This is a genomic window from Mesobacillus selenatarsenatis SF-1, from assembly GCF_000813125.1.
GTDB lineage: Bacteria > Bacillota > Bacilli > Bacillales > Cytobacillaceae > Mesobacillus > Mesobacillus selenatarsenatis.
Genome location: NZ_BASE01000071.1, coordinates 120,831 through 142,642, shown reverse-complemented (window position 1 = coordinate 142,642; position 21,812 = coordinate 120,831). Strand labels below are relative to the sequence as shown.

The window sequence follows — 21,812 nt, the reverse complement described above, 5'->3', positions numbered from 1 at the left end:
TCTATTCCAGAAAAGCTGTCAAAAAAACGAAGGAATCATGACAGGTTTGGTTTCTACACCAGAAAAGCTGTTAAGAAAACAAAGGAATCGTGACAGGTTTGGTCTCTACACCTGAAAAGCTGTCAAGAAAATGAAGCAATCATGCCAGCTAGAGCTTCTACTCCTGAAAAGCTGTCTATATAACAGCAGATTCTTGACAACAATGCCCCTTTTTTCACTGATATGTATTCTAAAAAACTTCCCGGATTGATACATATAGAATAAGGACAAAGTGACAGGGGGAGGGCATCATGAAATTAAGTGAACTCGGAGGAAAAGAAATCGTAGATGTAAAGAGGGCAGAAAGATTGGGCGTACTTGGTCAGACAGATTTGGAAATCAATGAAAGGACGGGCCAAATAGAGGCCTTGATCATTCCGTCTTTAAAATGGTTCGGCCTCCGTAAACAATCAGGAGAAGTAAGGGTTCCATGGAAGCATATCAAAAAAATAGGTTCAGACATGATTATCATCGACATCCCAGATGACGAAGAGTAAAAGCGGGCCTAAAGCCGGCTTTATTTTTTGCCTCTGTATTTATGTAGTATTGATTTAAGATCAACAGAATAATCCTTTACTTCTATTCGATTTTGAGCGCTGGCCATGGGCCGGCGCTTTTCTTTTATGGAAAACTCACCTATTCCAAGTCTGATACATATGATGTTGAAGTAGTTCAAATTGAATGAAATATATATTCCAGGATTAATGGAAAAGAAGGTGATTGTTCTCATGCTGACAGGAATGCAAATCGCGGTTATCGGCGGTGATGCGAGACAGCTGGAGATTATTCGCAAGCTGACAGAGCTTGATGCAAAGCTTTCTTTAATAGGCTTCGAGCAGTTAGACCATGCTTTTACAGGTGCCTCAAAAGAAAAGATAGATGAAGTTGATTTTTCCGTACAGGATGCTTTGATCCTGCCTGTGCCAGGTACGAGTATGGAGGGCCAGGTCGAGACCATTTTCTCGAATGAAAAAGTAGTCCTTATAAAAGAAATGCTTGAAAAGACTCCTGGACATTGCACAGTTTATTCAGGCATCAGTAATTCCTATTTAACTGGGATTACAAATCAAGCAAACAGGAAACTCGTACAGTTATTCGCTCGTGATGATGTTGCAATATATAACTCGATCCCGACGGTCGAAGGAACGATCATGATGGCAATCCAACATACGGATTTCACCATCCACGGCTCAAAGGTAGCTGTTCTTGGTCTGGGAAGAGTTGGGATGAGTGTCGCGAGAACTTTCCACGCCCTCGGAGCAAAGGTGAAAGTCGGAGCCCGGAAAAGCGAACACATTGCAAGGATTACGGAAATGGGATTAGAGCCGTTCCTTTTATCCGATATAGGCAATGCTGTCTCGGATTCCGATATTTGCATCAATACGATTCCTCATCAAATCGTTACTGCGTCAGTCATTTCGAGGATGCCTGCTCATACTTTGATCATTGACCTTGCATCCAAACCAGGTGGAACGGATTTTCGCTATGCGGAAAAACGTGGAATCAAAGCATTGCTTGCACCTGGATTGCCAGGAATCGTGGCCCCGAAAACAGCGGGACAAATTTTGGCGAATGTTCTTTCTCAGCTGCTTATGGATGACTTTATAAACCGAAAGGAGAAAGAAGTATGAGTTTACAAGGTAAGAAGATTGGATTTGGATTAACAGGCTCACATTGTACGTATGATGCTGTTTTTCCGGAGATTGAAAAGTTAGTGAATGCAGGAGCTGAAGTTTTACCGGTTGTCACATTCACTGTTAAAAATACAGAAACACGTTTTGGAAAAGGTGAAGATTGGGTACAGCGCATTGAAGAGCTAACAGGTAATAAAGTGATTGATTCGATTGTAAAGGCAGAACCTCTAGGTCCAAAAATCCCTCTGGATTGCATGGTCATTGCGCCTCTGACAGGTAACTCCATGAGCAAGTTTGCAAATGCAATGACAGATTCTCCAGTTTTGATGGCTGCGAAAGCAACATTAAGGAACCAAAAGCCAGTTGTCCTTGGTATTTCTACTAACGATGCATTGGGGCTTAACGGCGTGAACCTTATGAGGCTGATGGCAACCAAGAATATTTACATGATTCCTTTTGGCCAGGATGATCCAGTGAAAAAGCCAAATTCAATGGTTGCAAGAATGGAGATGCTTTCCGAAACAATCCTTGAAGCGATGAATGGAAAACAGTTACAGCCAGTATTAGTCGAGCGTTACAAGGATAACTAAGCCTAATTTAAAGGCTCTTTTCGAAAGCATTGTTGCTTGCTGGGTCAAAAAATGAATTTTACACAAGCAAAGCCTTATCTGTTCAAGGCAACTTCAAAAAGAGCCTGGAAGCTTATAAACGCGGAGTTCAAGGGAATATACGGATATCAACAATCAATGCGAAAAGAGTCTTTATCTCATAAACAACAACACGAATACTGCATATTAGAATTTGGAAATGCTTTTCTCCGGCAGTGAAGCAAAATGTTTCTTTTCTTAATGATTGATTATGATAAAATATAGGATAATATACTAGGCGGTTATTTCTTATAAACCGCCGTTTTATACTTATGGTTAAAACAACCTCAGCTAATATGCGGGGTATTAAAACGATAATGGTAGTGGAAGGGGAAACAGCAATGTCAGAGAGAAAAGGTTACCGTGTAGCAGTAGTTGGAGCAACAGGAGCAGTAGGGCAGCAGATGATCCAGACGCTTGAAAGCAGGGACTTCCCTGTGGCTGAGCTATTATTGCTGTCATCATCAAGATCAGCAGGCACAAAGGTCCAATATAAAGGCGAAGAGCTGACAGTACAGGAAGCCAAGCCAGAAAGCTTTGAAGGTGTAGATATCGCCTTGTTCAGCGCAGGAGGAAGTGTTTCCAAGGAACTGGCACCAGAAGCAGTCAAACGCGGTGCGATCGTTGTGGATAACACAAGTGCATTCCGCATGGATGAAAACACTCCACTTGTCGTGCCTGAAGTAAATGAGGAGGATCTGCATTCACATAATGGAATCATCGCTAACCCAAACTGCTCTACGATCCAGATGGTCGTTGCATTGGAGCCATTACGGAAAAAGTTCGGCCTGGAAAAGATTATCGTATCCACGTACCAGGCAGTATCTGGTGCAGGCGCTGCTGCTGTCGAGGAGTTGGAGGAGCAGACTCAGGCAATCCTGAACGGAGAGGAATATGAACCAAAGATCCTTCCGGTCAAGTCAGCGGATAAGCACTACCAGATTGCATTCAACGCCATTCCACAGATCGATACATTCGTAGATAACGGTTTTACGTATGAAGAAATGAAAATGATCAATGAAACTAAGAAAATTATGCACATGCCTGGACTGCAGGTTGCGGCAACATGCGTACGTCTGCCGGTAGGCACAGGTCATTCAGAATCGGTGTATATTGAAATTGGCCAGGACGGTGTTTCCGCAGCTGATGTTAAAGAACTTTTGTCTGATGCACCAGGAGTTGTCCTGCAGGACGATCCTGAACAGCAGCTGTATCCAATGCCTGCATTCTGCGTTGGCAAAAATGACGTTTTTGTCGGCAGAATCAGGAAGGATCTAGACAATGACAAAGGCTTCCATATGTGGGTCGTTTCTGACAACCTGTTAAAAGGTGCAGCATGGAACTCAGTCCAGATTGCTGAAAGTCTTGTAAAGCTAGGAATAGTAAAGTAAACACATAATTGATTTAATGACAGAAATTCTGAGGTGTTACGATGAAAATAATCGTTCAAAAATTTGGCGGTACATCTGTCCGAGACGAACAAAGCCGCATCCAAGCGATGAGTCATATTAAGAAGGCGATCGCGGATGGATACAAAGCGGTGGTTGTCGTTTCTGCGATGGGCAGGAAGGGAGATCCGTACGCTACTGACACTCTCCTCAGCCTGCTGGGAGGAAGTGACAGCAAGATCAGCAAGCGGGAGCATGATCTGTTGCTATCATGTGGAGAAACGATTTCTAGTGTCGTTTTTACCAATATGCTGCTTGAAAATGGTATTAATGCAACTGCGCTTACAGGTGCCCAGGCAGGTTTCAGGACAAATAGCGAGCATACGAACGCAAGAATTCTGGATATGAAGTGCGACCGGTTGCTAAGAGAACTGGATCAGGTCGACGTTGTCGTCGTGGCAGGATTCCAGGGCGCAGCAAAAAATGGGGACGTGACAACAATCGGCAGGGGTGGCAGTGACACATCTGCTGCAGCACTTGGCGCAGCGTTAAACGCGGAGTGGATTGACATCTTTACCGATGTCGAAGGAATCATGACTGCTGATCCGAGAATTGCTGATAACGCACGGCCACTTTCCGTGGTAACATATACTGAAGTTTGTAATATGGCTTACCAGGGAGCAAAGGTAATCCACCCTCGTGCCGTTGAGATCGCCATGCAGGCAAAAGTTCCGATCAGAATCAGGTCTACCTATTCGGAAGGCCTTGGCACACTGGTTACTACCCTTAATCGTGAAAATAAAGGAACTGACATTAAGGAACGACCTGTAACAGGAATTGCGCATGTTTCAAATGTAAGCCAAATAAAGGTCTTTGCAAAAAAAGACCAATACAATCTCCAATCTGAGGTTTTCAAGGCAATGGCCAATGAAAATATCAGCGTAGATTTTATTAATATTTCTCCAAATGGAGTGGTCTACACTGTCTTAGACGAAATGACGGACCGGGCTGTAAGAGTATTAGAAGGATTGGGACACACTCCGCAAATTGAGAGACATTGTGCGAAAGTATCGGTTGTCGGAGCAGGAATGGCAGGAGTCCCGGGTGTAACCTCAAAAATTGTTACAGCATTATCTGAAAAAGGGATCCGCATCCTTCAGTCCGCTGACAGCCATACAACCATTTGGGTATTGGTCAAACAAGAGGATTTAGGAAAGGCAGTAAATGCGTTGCATGATGCCTTCCAACTCGAAGAGGAAACAGCAGATTTCGAGCGTCAAGATATTTAAAAAGATTTTGCTTCCAGCCTCTAAAGCGGAAGCCTTTCAGAAGAGGAGTGAACAGGAATGGTTCAATTCGGAAGAGTATCCACAGCAATGGTGACCCCATTTGACCACAAAGGTCACATTGATTTCAATAAAACGACCCAGCTAGTAAACCATTTGATCGATAACGGGACAGATTCGCTTGTTGTTGCAGGGACAACAGGTGAATCCCCGACTCTATCTAAAGAAGAGAAAATCGCATTATTCCAGCACGTCGTGAAGGTTGTTGACAAGAGGGTTCCTGTCATTGCCGGAACGGGCAGCAACAACACTTATGCTACCATCGAGCTGACTAAAAAAGCAGAAGAGATTGGTGTGGACGCGATCATGATCGTAGCACCATACTATAATAAGCCAAACCAGGTGGGCCTTTACCAGCATTTTAAGGCAGCTGCTGAAGCTACCTCACTGCCAGTAATGGTGTATAACATTCCGGGCAGGTCAGTAGTCAACATTCTGCCAGAAACAATCATCAGGCTTGCTGAAATCCCGAACATTGTCGCTGTAAAAGAAGCGAGCGGTGACTTGAACGCCATGACGCAAATCATCGCAAATACACCGGACGATTTCCTTCTATACAGTGGAGATGATGGATTGACTCTGCCAGTGCTTGCAATAGGCGGTACTGGGATTGTATCTGTAGCTTCACATGTAATTGGAAATGAAATGCAAGCTATGGTCGATGCATACTTCAGCGGAAGAAATGCCGACGCAGCTAAACTGCACCAGCGCCTGCTGCCAATCATGCAAGGACTATTCGCGGCTCCAAGCCCGGCACCTGTCAAAACAGCATTGCAGCTAAAAGGACTTGATGTGGGATCAGTACGTTTGCCAATGGTACCATTGACAGAACCTGAAAGAACCGCAGTCGCTAAACTATTTCAATAAATTGTGTAAGGCCAACCTTTTCGGGGTTGGCCTTTGATATGTAAAAAAAGCAATTTCGACCTATAGAATTTCCGAAATGTCATTATGTCTTCCTTATTGAACATATAAAATGTGCTCTTGCTCCGAAATGTCTAATAAATAATGCTTCTTGGACATATTGAAAGTGACCATGCTCCGAAATGTCTAATAAACACAGTGTCTTGGACATATTGAAAGTGCTCATGTTCCAAAATGTCTAATAAAGGATAAAAGCAGATTAATGAAAAATCGGGTTCCTGTCAGCTAAGAAAATACCTCAGGATATTAAGTTGTCAAGATTTTCTGTCATCAAGTATAATGTTATTAATTGGTCACGGTCGGAGATATAACAACATAGGAGGAGCGTAGACTTGAATACGAAGAAAAATGAAAATATAAAAATCATCGCACTTGGTGGAGTGGGGGAAATCGGTAAGAATATGTACGTCACCGAAGTGGACGGTGATATTTTTGTTGTTGATGCGGGATTAATGTTCCCTGAAGATGAGATGCTGGGGATCGATATTGTTATTCCCGATTTTTCCTACTTAACTTCTAATAGTGAAAGGGTAAAGGCAATTCTACTGACGCATGGGCATGAAGACCACATTGGCGCATTAACTTATGTTTTGAGAAAAATAAATGTTCCTGTTTATGGAACAAAGCTTACTATTGCCCTTGCGAAGGAGAAGATGAAAGAACAGGAATTCTCTGGTTCAGTTGACTTTCATGAAATCAATGCAGATACTGTTTTGAGATTCGACAGTGTTTCTGTTTCCTTTTTCAAGACCAATCACAGTATCCCTGATTCAGTTGGCATCAGCATAGATACCTCAGAAGGAGCAATCGTACATACAGGGGATTTTAAATTCGATCAGGCTGCTGCCCCACTATACAAGCCTGAAATAGGCAAGATGGCCGCAATTGGTGAAAAAGGAGTTCTCTGCCTGCTTTCTGACAGTACAGAGGCTGAGAGACCAGGATATACTCCATCTGAATCAACCGTGGTTTCTGAGTTGTCTAATGTATTTTATAATGCACAGGGCAGAATCATTGCTGCCTGCTTTGCCTCTGACCTAAACAGAATCCAGCATCTTTTTGACAGTGCGGCGGCAAATGCCCGAAAGGTAGCTGTTGCAGGAAAAAGCCTGAAACGTGTCTATGACATAGCATTACAACTTGGCTACATACAGGTTGAAAAGGACTTGATTATATCGGTAAATGATTTGGAGAACTATGAAGATAATCAGGTAGTTATTTTAACCACGGGAAATCAGGGAGAGCCAATTGAAGCCCTTCAAAAAATGGCTAAACAAGTACATCCCCAGGTGAATATCCAGGAAGGGGACACAGTCTTGTTTGCAGCATCTCCATTAAGGGGAAGTGAAGTATTTATTTTTAAGACAATGGATATGCTTTACCGAGCTGGAGCAAACGTAGTATCAAGCAAAAAAAGTGTTCAGGTTTCAAGCCATGGAAGCCAGGAAGAATTGAAATTCATGATCAATTTAATGAACCCAAAATTTTTCATTCCTGTGCACGGTGAATACAAAATGCTCAAGGCCCACAAAAAGTTAGCGCAGTCATGCGGAATTTCGGAAAAGAATATTTACATCCCGGACCGCGGTGACGTTATTGACATTTCTGGTGGAAAACTAAAGTCCACAGAGAAGGTACAGGCAGGGAATACATTGATTGACGGAATTGGAGTAGGAGATGTAGGCAATATTGTTCTCCGTGATCGCAGGCTGCTCTCGCAGGACGGTGTTTTAATTGTAGTCGTCACACTGAATAAAGCAGACAGAAAAATCGCAGCCGGCCCGGAAATTATATCCCGCGGTTTCGTCTATGTACGTGAATCAGAAAAGCTGATGGCGGATTCAACTACCCTGGTAAAAGAGGTCGTAGAGAAAAATACAAATAAAGAGTCATTCGATTGGAACAGTCTAAAACAGGATATACGTGATTCACTGAGCCAATACTTATATGAAAAAACAAAACGCCGCCCAATGATCATGCCAATCATAATGGAAGTTAAATAAGCACGATAAAGTACTGGCTCAAAGCCAGTGCTTTTTAATTATAAATGTTGATGTCTCTTTTAGCTCTGGAATGAAATTGATGATGATGTTCATACTAAAATTATCATGCCTGAAGGGAGCAAAAGGATATGAATAAATTCAGTTCAGAAAACCAGGAAGGTCAGCAAGGGGATAAGGAGAACAAACCATCTGGTCTTCTTGAGAAGATCCAACAGCTTGGTCAGACGAATGTACCCCAGTTGTCTCAGGATTCAAAAATTCATTGTTTGACGATTGTCGGTCAAATCGAAGGGCATATGCAGCTTCCGCCTCATAATAAAACGACAAAATATGAACATTTGATTCCTCAAATTGTTGCAATTGAACAAAACCAGAATATTGAAGGGTTGCTTGTCATCTTGAATACTGTTGGGGGGGATGTGGAGGCAGGATTGGCTATATCAGAGATGCTGGCTTCACTCTCAAAGCCGACAGTTTCAATTGTCCTGGGCGGCGGACATTCCATCGGAGTGCCAATAGCGGTTTCATGTGATTATTCGTTCATTGCGGAGACGGCCACAATGACGATTCATCCGATCAGGTTGACTGGACTCGTCATTGGAGTTCCGCAAACTTTTGAATATCTCGATAAAATGCAGGAAAGAGTAGTTAACTTTGTTACGAAGCATTCCAATATCGCTGAAGAAACATTCAAAGAGTTGATGTTTGCCAAAGGAAACCTGACAAGGGACATCGGAACGAACGTTGTCGGCCATGATGCAGTTGAGACTGGTCTGATCCATGAAGTCGGTGGCATTGGACAGGCGATGAAAAAGTTAAATGAATTGATAGATATGAATAAACAAAAGTCTGAAGTGATTGTACAATGATCCTTTATACTATGATGCCGCATGAACAGGTATTCCCTCCAGAAGAGGGAGCCGTAAATCAGGTTATGGTAAGTTATAACGGAATCCCTATCATGGCTGAATTGACCGAGAATCACGAATATCGGGTAGTAAGGGTAATGAGTACTGATCCAAACCATTACATGGAACCTACATGTTTACCGGGTTCGACATTTACACTATCTTAGATAAGTTGATTTCTCGACTTAATTAAAAAGGTTAGTACGAGCGCTAAAAATGTAAACAGTTTAGATGCATCCTAGAAAAGTGCTCCAGCACAGTTATTAATAAAACGATTGTGCCGATTCTACTGGCAAATATGATATAATATGGTTACACTAAAGCATTGGCAGCCGAATAGGGCTGCTTTTCTTCTTACTGAAGTTTGAGAACAGGACTCGTTGTTTATGCTGATAGTGAAGCTATAAATATTCAGGTGATAAAATGGCCAAAAAGAAAAGACGGCAATCGAGAAAGAAGAGTACATTGAAAACAACAGTTCAATATGAACTTGCCGGGTTAGCACTGCTCGCGTTGGCCATCATAGCGATGGCGGATTTAGGTGCTGTAGGAAGGGCGGTCGTGATGTTTTTTCGCTTTTTCTTCGGGGAATGGTATATGCTCAGTCTAGTAGGGCTGGTCGTGTTCAGTATTTATATAATGTGGAAACGCAGCCTCCCATTTATATTCCATACCAAATTGCTTGGTACATATCTGATTGTTGGTGCAATCTTATTATTAAGTCACGTGACGTTATTCGAACTATTATCCAATGGAGGCAAGTTTGAGGATCCTAGTGTCATTAAAAATACTTTTGAGCTATATGTCATGGAAGCAAAAGGAGAGACAAGCACGACAGACCTCGGAGGCGGGATGATCGGGGCTGTGATGTTTGCACTGTTTTACTTTTTGTTTGATGCAGCAGGATCTCAATTGATTGCCTTTCTACTAATTATCATTGGAGCGATTCTCATTACAGGGAAGACCTTTAGTGAAGTTGCGGGGAAAATACTTACACCGATTGGCAGTTTTATCAGAGGTCAATGGATTTCATTCATTGATGATCTAAAGCAGTGGAAAGAAGCTCAACAGCATAGAAAGGAAGCCAAGACGCTCGAAGCGAAACAGGCAAAAATCGAGAGCAAACAGGCTGATACGCAGGAAGTAACTGTTGAAAAAACAATTGACCTTAACTCGGAGCCAGCTCCGGAGCCAATCATCTCCAGCTTTGCGGAGCGAGCCTATGCAAACTCTGCTGAAGCACAGCCACAGCAGTCGGAGAAGAAGGCTAAGCCTGCAACTGACAAAGAAGTTGACGGTGACGAATTGCCACAGCCCATTACTTTTACTGAGGTAGAGAATACCTCGTATGAGCTGCCGCCGATAGATATATTGAAGCTGCCTAATAAAACCGACCAGAGCGGGGAATACGAAATGATCCATGCCAATGCGGCCAAGCTTGAACGTACATTCCACAGCTTTGGCGTAAAGGCAAGGGTTACCCAGGTGCATCTTGGTCCTGCTGTTACGAAATATGAAGTGCACCCCGACGTCGGTGTCAAGGTCAGCAGAATTGTTAGTCTGAACGATGATCTCGCACTAGCTTTGGCTGCGAAGGATATCAGGATCGAAGCGCCTATACCGGGGAAATCAGCCATTGGAATAGAGGTGCCTAATTCCGAGGTGGCAATGGTTTCTTTACGGGAAGTTATTGATTCAAAACAGCACAACAAACCTGGGTCAAAACTGCAAATTGGCTTAGGTCGCGATATTACCGGTGAAGCAGTGCTCGCAGAATTGAATAAAATGCCCCACCTTCTTGTTGCTGGTGCTACGGGAAGCGGCAAGAGTGTATGTATTAACGGTATCATCACTAGTATTCTCATGAAGGCAAAGCCTCATGAAGTCAAACTGATGATGATTGATCCGAAAATGGTAGAGTTAAATGTTTATAATGGAGTTCCACATCTGCTGGCCCCTGTCGTTACCGATGCGAAAAAAGCATCCCAGGCACTGAAAAAAGTGGTCAGTGAGATGGAAAGGCGCTATGAGCTCTTCTCACACACTGGTACAAGGAACATAGAAGGCTACAATGAATATATTAAGAAGTATAATAGCGAGGAAGAAGCCAACCAGCCTCTGCTTCCATTCATTGTCGTAATTGTGGACGAGCTAGCTGACTTAATGATGGTCGCATCTTCTGATGTTGAAGATTCAATCACCAGACTCGCTCAGATGGCACGAGCTGCGGGGATCCACCTGATCATTGCTACGCAGAGACCGTCTGTTGATGTCATTACAGGGGTAATCAAAGCAAATATTCCATCAAGAATTGCATTTGCCGTTTCTTCTATGACAGACTCACGGACGATTCTTGATATGGGCGGCGCCGAAAAGCTGCTAGGAAGAGGAGATATGCTGTTCCTGCCGGTCGGTGCATCCAAGCCTGTCAGGGTGCAGGGAGCTTTCTTATCGGATGAAGAGGTTGAAGAGGTTGTAAACTTCGTCATTGGCCAACAAAAGGCACAGTATCAGGAGGAAATGATTCCAGAAGATATACCTGAGAACACGTCTGAGGTTGAAGATGAATTGTACGGTGATGCTGTAGACCTTGTGGTGGAAATGCAAACAGCTTCTGTATCCATGCTGCAAAGGAGATTCAGGATAGGGTATTCACGCGCGGCAAGGCTGATTGATGAAATGGAGCTGCGCGGTGTCGTTGGTCCTTATGAAGGAAGTAAACCAAGGACCGTCCTGGTGGCTAAGTCAGAAGAGGCATAAAATCGATACTTGAAAAGAGACAAAAGCCGGATGGTCACATCCGGCTTTTGCTTTTCATATAGGAGATACCTCCTATAAGAGGAATAATAATGTCATACTATTAAAACCGCTTACAAATTACTATTATATCAAAAATATAGGTTGATTGTCCCGGAAAAAGTGACAATTTTGGTTATTCTAGCTTTTTTCGACAAATTGTTGAAACACTATTTATTTATGTCAGAAAAAGTGTTATAGTATTTTCGATTAGTAGGAATGCTATACATCAGATGTCTGATGTCTTGAGCAAAGGTTGGAGGAACGCCTCATGTCGATCAAGTCAGATAACCGGCACCTGTATTTACAAGTAATCGATCACCTGAAGCAAGATATTCAAAAAGGTATATATAAAGAGAGAGAGAAATTACCTTCAGAATTCGATCTTGCCAAACAACTTGGAGTTAGCAGAGCGACTCTCCGCGAAGCATTGCGAATCCTTGAAGAAGAAAACGTCATTGTTCGCAGGCATGGTGTAGGAACCTTTGTCAACGCCAAACCATTGTTTGAGTCAGGCATTGAACAGCTTAACAGCGTGACGGGCATGATTGAGCAGGCAGGGATGAAGCCTGGTACAATCTTCTTAAACTCAACGACTACTGGGCCAACCGAAGAAGATATTCGTCGTTTTTCATGCTCGCTTGATGATGAAATCACACTCGTCGAAAGGGTCAGAACTGCAAACGGTGAACCTGTTGTCTATTGTCTGGACAAGATTCCCGCAAGCATCCTGCCGGAAGATTACTCTTTTGAGGATGAGTCATTGCTTCATCTTCTTGAGGTCAAATCGAACCGGAAGGTGACATACGCAGTGGCCCAAATCGAGCCAATCGGCTATCATGAGAAGATTTCACCCATCCTTGAATGCGAGCCGGAAACAGCACTGCTTGTATTGAAGCAAATGCATTTCGACGATAACGATGTTCCAATTCTTTATTCGGTTAATTACTTTAAAGCCGACAAGTTCAGTTTTCATGTCCTTAGAAGAAGAATTTAATTTTTTTTAAGAAAATGAAAACGCTAACTGATTGGTTTTTCAGAACATTCCTGCGAAATCACAAACATTCTCTGGGGGGTACAAACCTTGAAAAAGCGTAAATTTGGTTTGGTAATGTCATTGCTTTTAGCGGCAGGTACAATGTTGGCAGGTTGCGGAAGTGACGAAGGCGACAGTTCTAAGGGCAAGGAGTCAGACTTAAGAGTTGGTATGGTTACTGACGCAGGTACGATTGATGACAAATCTTTCAACCAGGGCACTTGGGAAGGAATCCTGATGGCTGAGGAAGATCTTGGCGTTAAGACAAAGTACCTTAAGCCAGCTGGAACAACTGAAGCTGAATATCTAAAAGAAATCGGCAACTTATATGATGCAGAATATAAGTTTATCATTACACCGGGCTTTAAATTTGAAACAGCAGTTTTCCAAGCCCAAGATAAATATGAAGATGCTAAATTCGTCATCATTGACGGAAACCCACACAACGGAGACTATAATCCAGTAGTGAAAGACAACACTGTTGCAGTATTCTTCGCTGAGCATGAGTCTGGTTTCCTAGCAGGTGTTGCTGCAGCGGTTGAGTTGAAGGAAGGCGAAGCAGGCTTCATCGGTGGTATGGAAATTCCAGCAGTACAAAAGTTCAACTGGGGCTTCCAGCAAGGACTTAAGTATGCAAATGAAAATCTTGACACAAATGTAACAATGAAAGCTGAGAACGTTGTATATCAAGGTTCATTCGACAACGCGGCTGCTGGTGGACAAATCGCAGCCCAATTCTATGACCGTGGCGTAGACGTCATCTTCACTGCTGCAGGTGGTGTTGGTGTTGGAGCGATCAACGAAGCTAAGAACCGTGCAAAGGCTGGAGATAACGTCTGGATCGTAGGTGTTGACGTTGACCAGTTTGAAGATGGTAAGTACGATGGCGACAAGTCAGTTATCTTGACTTCAGCAATGAAGAAGCTTGACCAGGTTGCTTTCGACATGGTCCAAGCTGAGATTGATGGCAAATTCCCAGGCGGAGAAACATTGACTTTCGATGCTAAGAACGATGGAATTGGTCTTCCTGAGAAGAACCCTAACCTAAGCGAAGAAACTACTGGCAAGGTAAAGGAAGTATACGAAAAGGTTAAATCAGAAGAAATCAAGGTCTCTGGTGAACAAGGAGATTTATTCAAGTAAAAAATTGCAAAAGAGACGGTCTTTTCCGTCTCTTTTGTCTATCAAACTCAAAACGGAAAATATTAGAAATTATTTATAATGTGTTTAGCTATTTTCCATTTCGATATAGAAATGTACAGCTCCAGAGCCTGGCTTCCAAACGATCGGCCTTCCCAAGGATTTGTTTCATCACTTCCTCATGGTAACCCGGCCTATTCTTGTGAAGCTGACCAAGGCGCTTACGCTATTCTTAATAGGTATAGAGTCTAATACAAAGGTGAGTGCTACTATGAGTTATGTAGTTGAGATGTTGAATATTCGGAAAGAGTTTCCGGGTATCGTAGCCAACGATAATATTACCCTTACCCTTAAAAAAGGGGAAATACATGCACTACTAGGTGAGAATGGTGCAGGAAAGTCAACCCTGATGGGTGTTCTGTTCGGCATGTATCAGCCTGAACGAGGCTTAATAAAAGTAAATGGCAAAGAAGTGAAGATTACTAATCCTAATGTTGCAAACCGTTTAGGTATTGGGATGGTTCACCAGCATTTTAAGCTGGTTGAAAATTTCACTGTAACAGAAAACATCATATTGGGCAGTGAGCCGCTTAAGGGCATGGTACTCGATATTGATAAAGCCGCAAAAAGAATTGAAGAATTATCAAAGCACTACGGTTTGAATGTAGATCCTCATGCGAAAATCGAAGATATTTCAGTAGGTATGCAGCAAAGGGTAGAAATTTTGAAGATGCTTTATCGCGAAGCAGATGTACTGATTCTTGATGAGCCAACAGCTGTTCTTACACCAGTAGAAATCGATGAATTGATGAAAATCATGCGTAATCTTATTAACGAAGGTAAGTCTATTATTATTATCACTCATAAACTGAAGGAAATAAAGGCAGTTGCTGACCGCTGTACAGTAATTCGCCGCGGAAAAGGAATTGGAACTGTCAATGTGGCAGAATCCAGTGAGGCTAGTCTTGCCGAAATGATGGTCGGACGTCATGTCTCTTTCAAAGTGGATAAGAAAGAAAGTACCCCTGGTGAAGTGGTACTTAAAATAGATTCTTTATCAGTTAAAAATAATAGAAAAGTTATGGGCTTGAAGGATTTTTCATTGGAAGTGCGAGCTGGAGAAATAGTCGGTATTGCTGGTGTTGAAGGCAATGGACAGACAGAAATAGTTGAAGCAATCACTGGCTTAAGAAAAGCTGAGTCTGGGACGATTTTAATCAGTGGCGAAGAAATCACGAACCTTCCAATCCGTCAGCGGAATGAAAAAGGAATTAGCCACATTCCGGAAGACAGGCAAAAGCGCGGTCTTGTTTTGGATTACTCACTTGTATCAAATATGGTGCTTCAAATTTATAACAAGCAGCCTTTCTCTAAGCGAGGACTATTGAATTTCCCTGCTATGAAAGCGTATGCTCAAAATATCATCGAAAACTTCGATGTACGTTCAGGTGAAGGTGCTTCCTCGATTGCCAGGACTCTTTCTGGTGGAAATCAACAGAAAGCAATCATCGGCCGAGAGCTTGAGCTGGATCCAAAACTCTTGATTGCTGTCCAGCCGACTCGTGGTTTGGATGTAGGTTCCATTGAATATATCCATAGAAGGATTATTGAGCATCGCGACAAAGGGAATGCAGTACTTCTTATTTCATTAGAGCTTGACGAGGTCCTGCAGCTTTCAGACCGTATCGCCATCGTGAATAATGGTGAGCTTGTAGGCGAGGTAATCGCTGCGGAAACAAATGAAAATGAAGTTGGTCTTATGATGGCAGGCGTGGGTAAGGAGAGAAGCATATGAGAAATACCATCGTATCATTAATATCTATTATTCTAGGTCTGGTGGCTGGTGGCATTTTGATGCTGTTCATCGGCAGCAATCCGATTGAAGGCTATTCCTATTTACTTCAAGGAGCATTGAAAAACTTAGAGCGTATCGGTAATACTTTAGCAACAGCAACTCCGCTCATATTCACTGGTTTGTCTGTCGCTTTTGCTTTCCGCACAGGTCTTTTTAACATTGGGGCATCCGGACAAATGCTGGTTGGTGGCCTTGCTGCGACAGCAGTTGCCTTGACCTTCGATTTATCCAGGCCAATCCTTCTTTTGGTAATGGTCCTTGCAGGTCTGGTGGCCGGTGCCTTATGGGCATTCATTCCCGGTTTGCTTAAAGCAAAGTTCAATGTGCATGAGGTTGTTTCGACAATCATGATGAACTGGATCGCCTACTGGACAATTTACTATATTGTACCAGGTTATTTCAAGGGAGAATTCCTTGAGACAGAATCTAAAAAACTAGCAGAATCAGATACTTTGCGAACTCCATTCCTTACAGAGATGTTTGATGGATCTTATATTAACTTAGGTCTGTTTCTTGCAGTCATCGCAGTAATCATTATTGCCTTCATCATCGAAAAGACAACCCTTGGATTTGAGTTGAAGGCAGTTGGATTTAACAGATTCGCTGCTGAATATGCAGGTATGAAAGTTAACCGCAACATCATCTTATCCATGTTGATTTCAGGTGCACTTGCTGGAGTCGGTGGGGTAGCATTATATACAGGAAATGCTTCAAGCATTCAAATTGGTATTCTGCCTGCGCAGGGTTATGATGGCATCGCGGTCGCTCTTCTCGGTGCAAACCATCCTGTAGGTGTATTCTTCGCAGCAGTGCTGTTCGGGATATTATACTCAGGTACTGGGTTCATGAATGCTATGACTGAAATTCCACCTGAATTGGCAAATACCATTATCGCGATCATCATTTATTTTGCTGCAACAAGTGTAATGATTGAACGTCTATTGAACAAATTCAAGGCGAAAAAATCAAACAAAGAAGATAAAAGTGGTCCTGTAGTCGAGAAGGGAGATTCATAAGATGTGGTCAATAATAGAACAAATTTTTCCTTACGCGATTATCTTTACAATTCCTCTTCTTATTACGGCGCTGGGCGGACTTTTTAGTGAAAGAAGCGGTATTGTTAATATTGCCCTCGAGGGATTAATGGTCATTGGAGCCTTCTCTGGCGCTCTGTCCATCCATTACCTGAGCGGCGTATTGGACAACCACACATTGGTACTATGGCTTGGATTGCTGGCTGCTGTACTTGCTGGTATACTTTTCTCCATCTTGCATGCGTTTGCGAGCATTAATCTGAATGCAAACCAAATCATCAGTGGTACGGCAATCAATATGATTGCCACTGCCCTGACCGTGTTCCTTGCACGAAATATCACTGGAAGTGGAAACATAAGGATTTCAAGCGGTTTTTCACCATCAAATGTTCCTTTTCTATCTGATATTCCAGTGATTGGAGATTTATTTTTTACAAAAACTTATCCTACAACATGGCTTGTATTAGCTATTCTTTTCGTAAGTTCATTCATTTTATATAAAACAAGGTTTGGACTTCGTTTAAGATCATGTGGTGAATTCCCGCAGGCTGCTGAAGCAGCAGGAATCAATGTCAGGAAAGTCCGTTACAGCGGCGTACTAATCTCTGGAGCTTTCGCTGGATTGGGCGGAGCCTTGATTATTGTCACGCAGTCAGGTGAATTCACAGGAACCGTTGCAGGTCTGGGCTTTCTTGCACTAGCTTCCTTGATTTTCGGTCAGTGGAAACCGCTAGGCGTGCTGGCAGCGACATTATTCTTTGGATTTGCTAGTACGATTGCAAACGTCTCTCAAGTAATTCCTGAGTTGGCTGTTATTCCACCGATCTTGTTGAAGATTTTCCCATATGTAGTGACGCTAATCGCACTTGTTATATTCTCCAAGTCATCACAAGCACCAAAGGCTGTTGGAGAAACATTTGACAGTGGAAAACGCTAAGCTTTTATACTGTAAAAAGAGGTACCTGCTCAAGGTGCCTCTTTTATTTTGTCACTTTTATATTATTAACGAATAAAATACCATATGAAATTGTATATTCCTTTTAGAATAAATCTTCCATATGTGTTAATATAAAGGAAAAGTTTGCTAAAAATAATATCGTCAAGAGGGCATGCATATGAAACTATCATTATATATGGATGATCGTGAAACAGAAAAAATCTTTTCTTATTTACGCTGGATATTCTTGTTGGTAGGGATTATGGTATTTTATTTCCCCCCTCTGGCGGACAGGCTTAATTTCACTAAAGAAACATTTCCTATATTGTTGGTGATAGGATTTGTCTACATGGCCGTGACTCAGGTTGCTTTGATTAAAATGTCGGCGGTAAACGAGTATTTCAATTTACTTACGAAAGCCGGTATTATTTTTGATTATATTGCGCTGATGTGGCTTCTTGCCTTGACGAATGGAGTCTTATCGCCGCTTTTTCCGATTGCTTATTTGGTTGTCATGCATGCGACCATTTACTGGAGAACAAAAGGGGCAATTTTATCCTCGATTTCGTTGACAGCAGGATACTCAACTATCTTTGCTGTACAGGCTCAATTTGATTTTAATACAACGTTTGTCTTTATTTTAAATCTCGTTTTCATATGGATTATCGGTGGGTTCGGGTCGTTAATCGTCATTCGTGAAAGGAAGCATTTGAAACAGAAGGAAATTTTTCATGAATTGATGTTCACTGATTATTTAACAGGCTTATACAATCATCGGCATTTCCAAGAACAACTAAGAAATATGACGAGTGCTCGGCAAAACTTCTTGCTTGTGATGGGAGATATCGATCACTTCAAGCAAATCAATGATCAGTTTGGCCATTTGACAGGAGATGAAATCTTAAAAAACTTAGGCGGGATTTTTCGGGACCTGGCTGATGATTACGATGCACAGGCCTTCCGTTATGGTGGAGAAGAGTTTGCCTTTCTATTACCGCACACAGAGGAAAACAGGCAGATTAGTTTTTTTGATGACCTATATGGAAGGTTGTCATCTGAGAAATTCAGTAAAGAATGCATTAGTGTCACAATGAGCTTTGGGATTGCTGCTTCAAAAGGTGAGGTTTTGCCGGATAAACTACTTGGATACACAGACCAGCTTTTGTACAGTGCAAAAGCAAACGGAAAAAATCAGGTGAAATTTGAATCAGGACATACATACATATTATTATTCGAAAGCTATAGATGAAATAGCCGCTTCAAAGCAATAAAAGCTTCCCAATTGGGGAGCTTTTGCCGTATTGGCTGCCAATTCCTTGAATTAGCCTGAATGTCAAAGGTATAGTTAGAGTATATTTATTGGAATATTAAATATAGACTTCACAACGTATACATAACACAGAAGAATGTTTTATTTTCATCAATGATGTGAAGAAGAATGATTGTAAGCAAGTCCTGGTGTTATAAATAAAGGAGGATTTCAATGGCTGTCATTTCAGAAAGTATCAAGGATATGAAAGGCTACAAGCTCCATATTGTTAAAACCGAAAAATTCAAGACGAATACAATTGTTTGGAAGATGAAGGCACCGCTTACCAGTGAGGATGCAACAAAAAGGGCGCTGCTCCCTTACGTACTGCAAAGCAACTCTAAGGCTTACCCTTCCACTTCAAAGTTTCGTTCCTATCTTGATGAGCTTTACGGAGCAAATTTATTTGTTGATGTTTCAAAAAAGGGAGAGTATCAGGTCCTCAGTTTTTCATTGGAAATTGCCAATGAAAAATTTTTAAGCGACCGTAACCCTTTACTGAAAAAAGGAATGCAATTGATGGCGGAAATTTTAGTGAATCCGCTTGCAGATAATGAGGCTTTTGACAAAGAAACTGTCGAAAAGGAAAAAAGAACGTTAAAGCAGCGAATTCAGGCTGTCTATGATGATAAAATGCGATACTCCAATTTCAGGCTCGTCCAGGAAATGTGCAAGGATGAACCGTATGCGCTCCATGTCAATGGCGAGATTGATGACATTCCGCAAATCGATGAGAAGAATCTCTATGAATACTATAAAAAAGCCTTTGCAGAAGATGAGCTTGACTTGTTCATTATCGGAGATGTTGATGAGACAGAAGTCCAGTCGATTGCCGAAGAACTCCTGCAATTTGACCAGCGCACACCGAAACTCGTTGAGCCTGTTAAAGATGCCCATGTCGAAGAGAAAACTGTCAAGGATCAGGAGGATGTCAAACAAGGAAAGCTGAATATAGGCTACCGAACAAATGTACTTTATGGTGATAACGATTATTATGCTCTCCAGGTTTTCAACGGAATTTTTGGAGGCTTTTCACATTCCAAGCTTTTCTTGAATGTCCGGGAGAAAAATAGTCTTGCCTATTACGTCGCAAGCCGCCTTGAAAGCCATAAAGGTTTGATGATGGTAATGTCAGGCATTGAATTTGAAAATTTCGAGCTGGCTGTAAAAATAATCCGTGAACAAATGGAAGCAATGCAAGCAGGCGATTTTACTGACCAGGAAATCGAACAAACAAAGGCAGTGATTGAAAACCAAATGCTTGAAACAATGGATACTGCAAGAGGGATGGTAGAGGTCTTGTATCATAATGTTGTATCACATCAAAATGTCAGCCTCGATGACTGGCTTCAGGGCATGAGTAAAACCACAAAAGAAGAAATCGTTGATGTAGCCAAAAAGGTTCAGCTTGATACGGTCTACTTCTTAACTGGATTGGAGGCGGACAAATAATGGAGAAGATCACTTTTGAACAGCTTCAGGAAGAAATGTACTACGAAAAGCTGAATAATGGGCTTGATGTCTACATCCTTCCGAAAAAAGGCTTCAATAAAACATATGCTACTTTTACAACTAAATACGGGTCGATCGATAATCACTTCCTTCCGCCGGGAAAGGATGATTATGTGAAGGTGCCCGATGGCATCGCTCATTTCCTTGAGCATAAATTGTTTGAAAAGGAAGATGGGGACGTGTTCCAGCAGTTCAGCAAACAGGGTGCTTCTGCGAACGCATTCACCTCCTTCACGAGGACAGCTTATTTGTTCTCCAGTACATCCAATGTAGAGAAGAACCTGGAGACGTTGATTGACTTTGTTCAGGAACCATATTTTACAGAGAAGACAGTTGAAAAAGAAAAGGGAATCATCGGGCAAGAAATCACGATGTATGATGACAACCCTGATTGGAGATTGTATTTTGGCCTGATCCAGAATATGTATAAGAACCATCCGGTAAGCATTGATATCGCAGGTACGATTGAATCGATTTCCGATATTACGAAAGATATGCTGTATGAATGCTATGAAACCTTCTACCATCCAAGTAATATGTTATTGTTCGTAGTTGGTCAAGTTAACCCTGATGAAATCATGGGCTTGATAAAAGAGAACCAGGGGAAGAAGGAATACAAGAACCAGCCTGAAATCAAGCGCGTATTTGATGAGGAACAGGCTGGGGTTGCTGAAAAGAAACAGGTTCTAAAAATGAATGTCCAGACGTCAAAGTGCCTTGTTGGCATCAAGGCGGCCGCCCCAACTGAGTCAGGCAAGGAGATGTTGAAAAAAGAGCTTTCGATCAATGTGATGCTGGATATACTTTTTGGTAAAAGTTCTGAGAACTACACCGAGTTATACGGCTCTGGGTTAATCGATGACACATTTTCATACGATTATACGGAGGAGCAGGGATTTGGTTTTGCGATGGTTGGCGGTGATACAAACGAACCTGATGTCCTTGCCAGTAAGCTTGAAACCATGCTGATGGATGCAAAGGCCGGACGAGGATTGACAGATGACAACCTCGAAAGAACAAAAAAGAAAAAAATAGGAGCTTTCCTCAGGGCGGTCAATTCACCTGAATATATAGCGAACCAATTCACACGATACGCTTTCAATGATATGGATCTGTTTGATGTTGTTCCAGTACTTGAAAGCCTGACGCTAGACGATATCAAGCAGGCGGCTGACAAGCTGATTGCCGAAGAGCGATTCACGGTTTGTCAGGTAGTGCCAAAAGATAAGAAATAACCCACCTTTCAATGAGATGTGCGCCGGTCCTAACCGGCGCATTATTTAATGAGGTATTTGGAGAGGAAG

18 protein-coding genes are annotated in these 21,812 nt (G+C 42.2%); all 18 read left to right on the top strand.

The window, feature by feature from the left end; genetic code table 11:
* The first annotated feature begins 290 nt into the window (after positions 1–290).
* The 18 genes from TY49_RS14865 (at position 291) to yfmH (ending at position 21,743) form a co-directional block, all read left to right on the top strand.
* A complete protein-coding gene (locus TY49_RS14865) occupies positions 291–536 on the top strand; it encodes a YlmC/YmxH family sporulation protein (RefSeq protein ID WP_023614840.1) in 246 nt (81 codons plus the stop codon).
* A 231-nt stretch (positions 537–767) separates the two neighbouring features.
* Positions 768–1,670 (top strand): dipicolinic acid synthetase subunit A, encoded by a 903-nt coding sequence (dpaA, locus tag TY49_RS14860; RefSeq protein ID WP_041966685.1) that lies wholly within the window; start codon positions 768–770, stop codon positions 1,668–1,670.
* Positions 1,667–2,263 (top strand): dipicolinate synthase subunit B, encoded by a 597-nt coding sequence (dpaB, locus tag TY49_RS14855; protein ID WP_041966684.1) that lies wholly within the window; start codon positions 1,667–1,669, stop codon positions 2,261–2,263. The genes dpaA and dpaB overlap by 4 nt, the downstream gene beginning before the upstream one ends.
* A 398-nt stretch (positions 2,264–2,661) precedes the next feature.
* Positions 2,662–3,711 carry an aspartate-semialdehyde dehydrogenase gene (gene asd / locus TY49_RS14850; protein ID WP_084135495.1) on the top strand — a complete coding sequence of 350 codons (1,050 nt, stop codon included), beginning with the start codon at positions 2,662–2,664 and terminating at the stop codon, positions 3,709–3,711.
* A gap of 41 nt (positions 3,712–3,752) precedes the next feature.
* Positions 3,753–4,997, top strand: a complete 1,245-nt coding sequence (gene dapG / locus TY49_RS14845) for an aspartate kinase (protein ID WP_041966683.1) — start codon at positions 3,753–3,755, stop codon at positions 4,995–4,997.
* A 57-nt stretch (positions 4,998–5,054) separates the two neighbouring features.
* A complete protein-coding gene (dapA, locus tag TY49_RS14840; RefSeq protein WP_041966682.1) occupies positions 5,055–5,921 on the top strand; it encodes a 4-hydroxy-tetrahydrodipicolinate synthase in 867 nt (288 codons plus the stop codon).
* 389 nt (positions 5,922–6,310) lie between these two features.
* Positions 6,311–7,981 (top strand): ribonuclease J, encoded by a 1,671-nt coding sequence (locus tag TY49_RS14835; protein ID WP_041966681.1) that lies wholly within the window; start codon positions 6,311–6,313, stop codon positions 7,979–7,981.
* 128 nt (positions 7,982–8,109) lie between these two features.
* Entirely contained in the window at positions 8,110–8,850 is a 741-nt protein-coding gene (locus TY49_RS14830; RefSeq protein ID WP_041966680.1) for a ClpP family protease, read from the top strand.
* Positions 8,847–9,056 (top strand): YlzJ-like family protein, encoded by a 210-nt coding sequence (locus TY49_RS14825; protein WP_041966679.1) that lies wholly within the window; start codon positions 8,847–8,849, stop codon positions 9,054–9,056. The genes TY49_RS14830 and TY49_RS14825 overlap by 4 nt, the downstream gene beginning before the upstream one ends.
* 256 nt (positions 9,057–9,312) lie before the next feature.
* Positions 9,313–11,649, top strand: a complete 2,337-nt coding sequence (locus TY49_RS14820; protein WP_041966678.1) for a DNA translocase FtsK — start codon at positions 9,313–9,315, stop codon at positions 11,647–11,649.
* Positions 11,650–11,956: 307 nt separating this feature from the next.
* Entirely contained in the window at positions 11,957–12,682 is a 726-nt protein-coding gene (locus TY49_RS14815) for a GntR family transcriptional regulator (protein ID WP_041966677.1), read from the top strand.
* A gap of 87 nt (positions 12,683–12,769) precedes the next feature.
* Positions 12,770–13,864, top strand: a complete 1,095-nt coding sequence (locus tag TY49_RS14810) for a BMP family lipoprotein (protein ID WP_041966676.1) — start codon at positions 12,770–12,772, stop codon at positions 13,862–13,864.
* 268 nt (positions 13,865–14,132) lie between these two features.
* A complete protein-coding gene (locus TY49_RS14805) occupies positions 14,133–15,656 on the top strand; it encodes an ABC transporter ATP-binding protein (protein ID WP_041966675.1) in 1,524 nt (507 codons plus the stop codon).
* Entirely contained in the window at positions 15,653–16,732 is a 1,080-nt protein-coding gene (locus TY49_RS14800) for an ABC transporter permease (RefSeq protein ID WP_041966674.1), read from the top strand. Before TY49_RS14805 ends, TY49_RS14800 begins: the two co-directional genes overlap by 4 nt.
* A gap of 1 nt (position 16,733) precedes the next feature.
* Complete coding sequence (locus tag TY49_RS14795; protein WP_041966673.1) at positions 16,734–17,687, top strand: ABC transporter permease; 954 nt, start codon at positions 16,734–16,736, stop codon at positions 17,685–17,687.
* Between the two features lie 178 nt (positions 17,688–17,865).
* The gene (locus TY49_RS14790; protein WP_041966672.1) at positions 17,866–18,936 is read left to right on the top strand and encodes a GGDEF domain-containing protein; all 1,071 of its coding nucleotides are present in this window, start codon (positions 17,866–17,868) and stop codon (positions 18,934–18,936) included.
* Positions 18,937–19,170: 234 nt separating this feature from the next.
* Positions 19,171–20,448, top strand: coding sequence for an EF-P 5-aminopentanol modification-associated protein YfmF (gene yfmF, locus TY49_RS14785; protein WP_041966671.1), 1,278 nt, complete (start codon positions 19,171–19,173; stop codon positions 20,446–20,448).
* Complete coding sequence (yfmH, locus tag TY49_RS14780) at positions 20,448–21,743, top strand: EF-P 5-aminopentanol modification-associated protein YfmH (RefSeq protein ID WP_041966670.1); 1,296 nt, start codon at positions 20,448–20,450, stop codon at positions 21,741–21,743. Before yfmF ends, yfmH begins: the two co-directional genes overlap by 1 nt.
* The last annotated feature ends 69 nt before the right edge of the window (positions 21,744–21,812 follow it).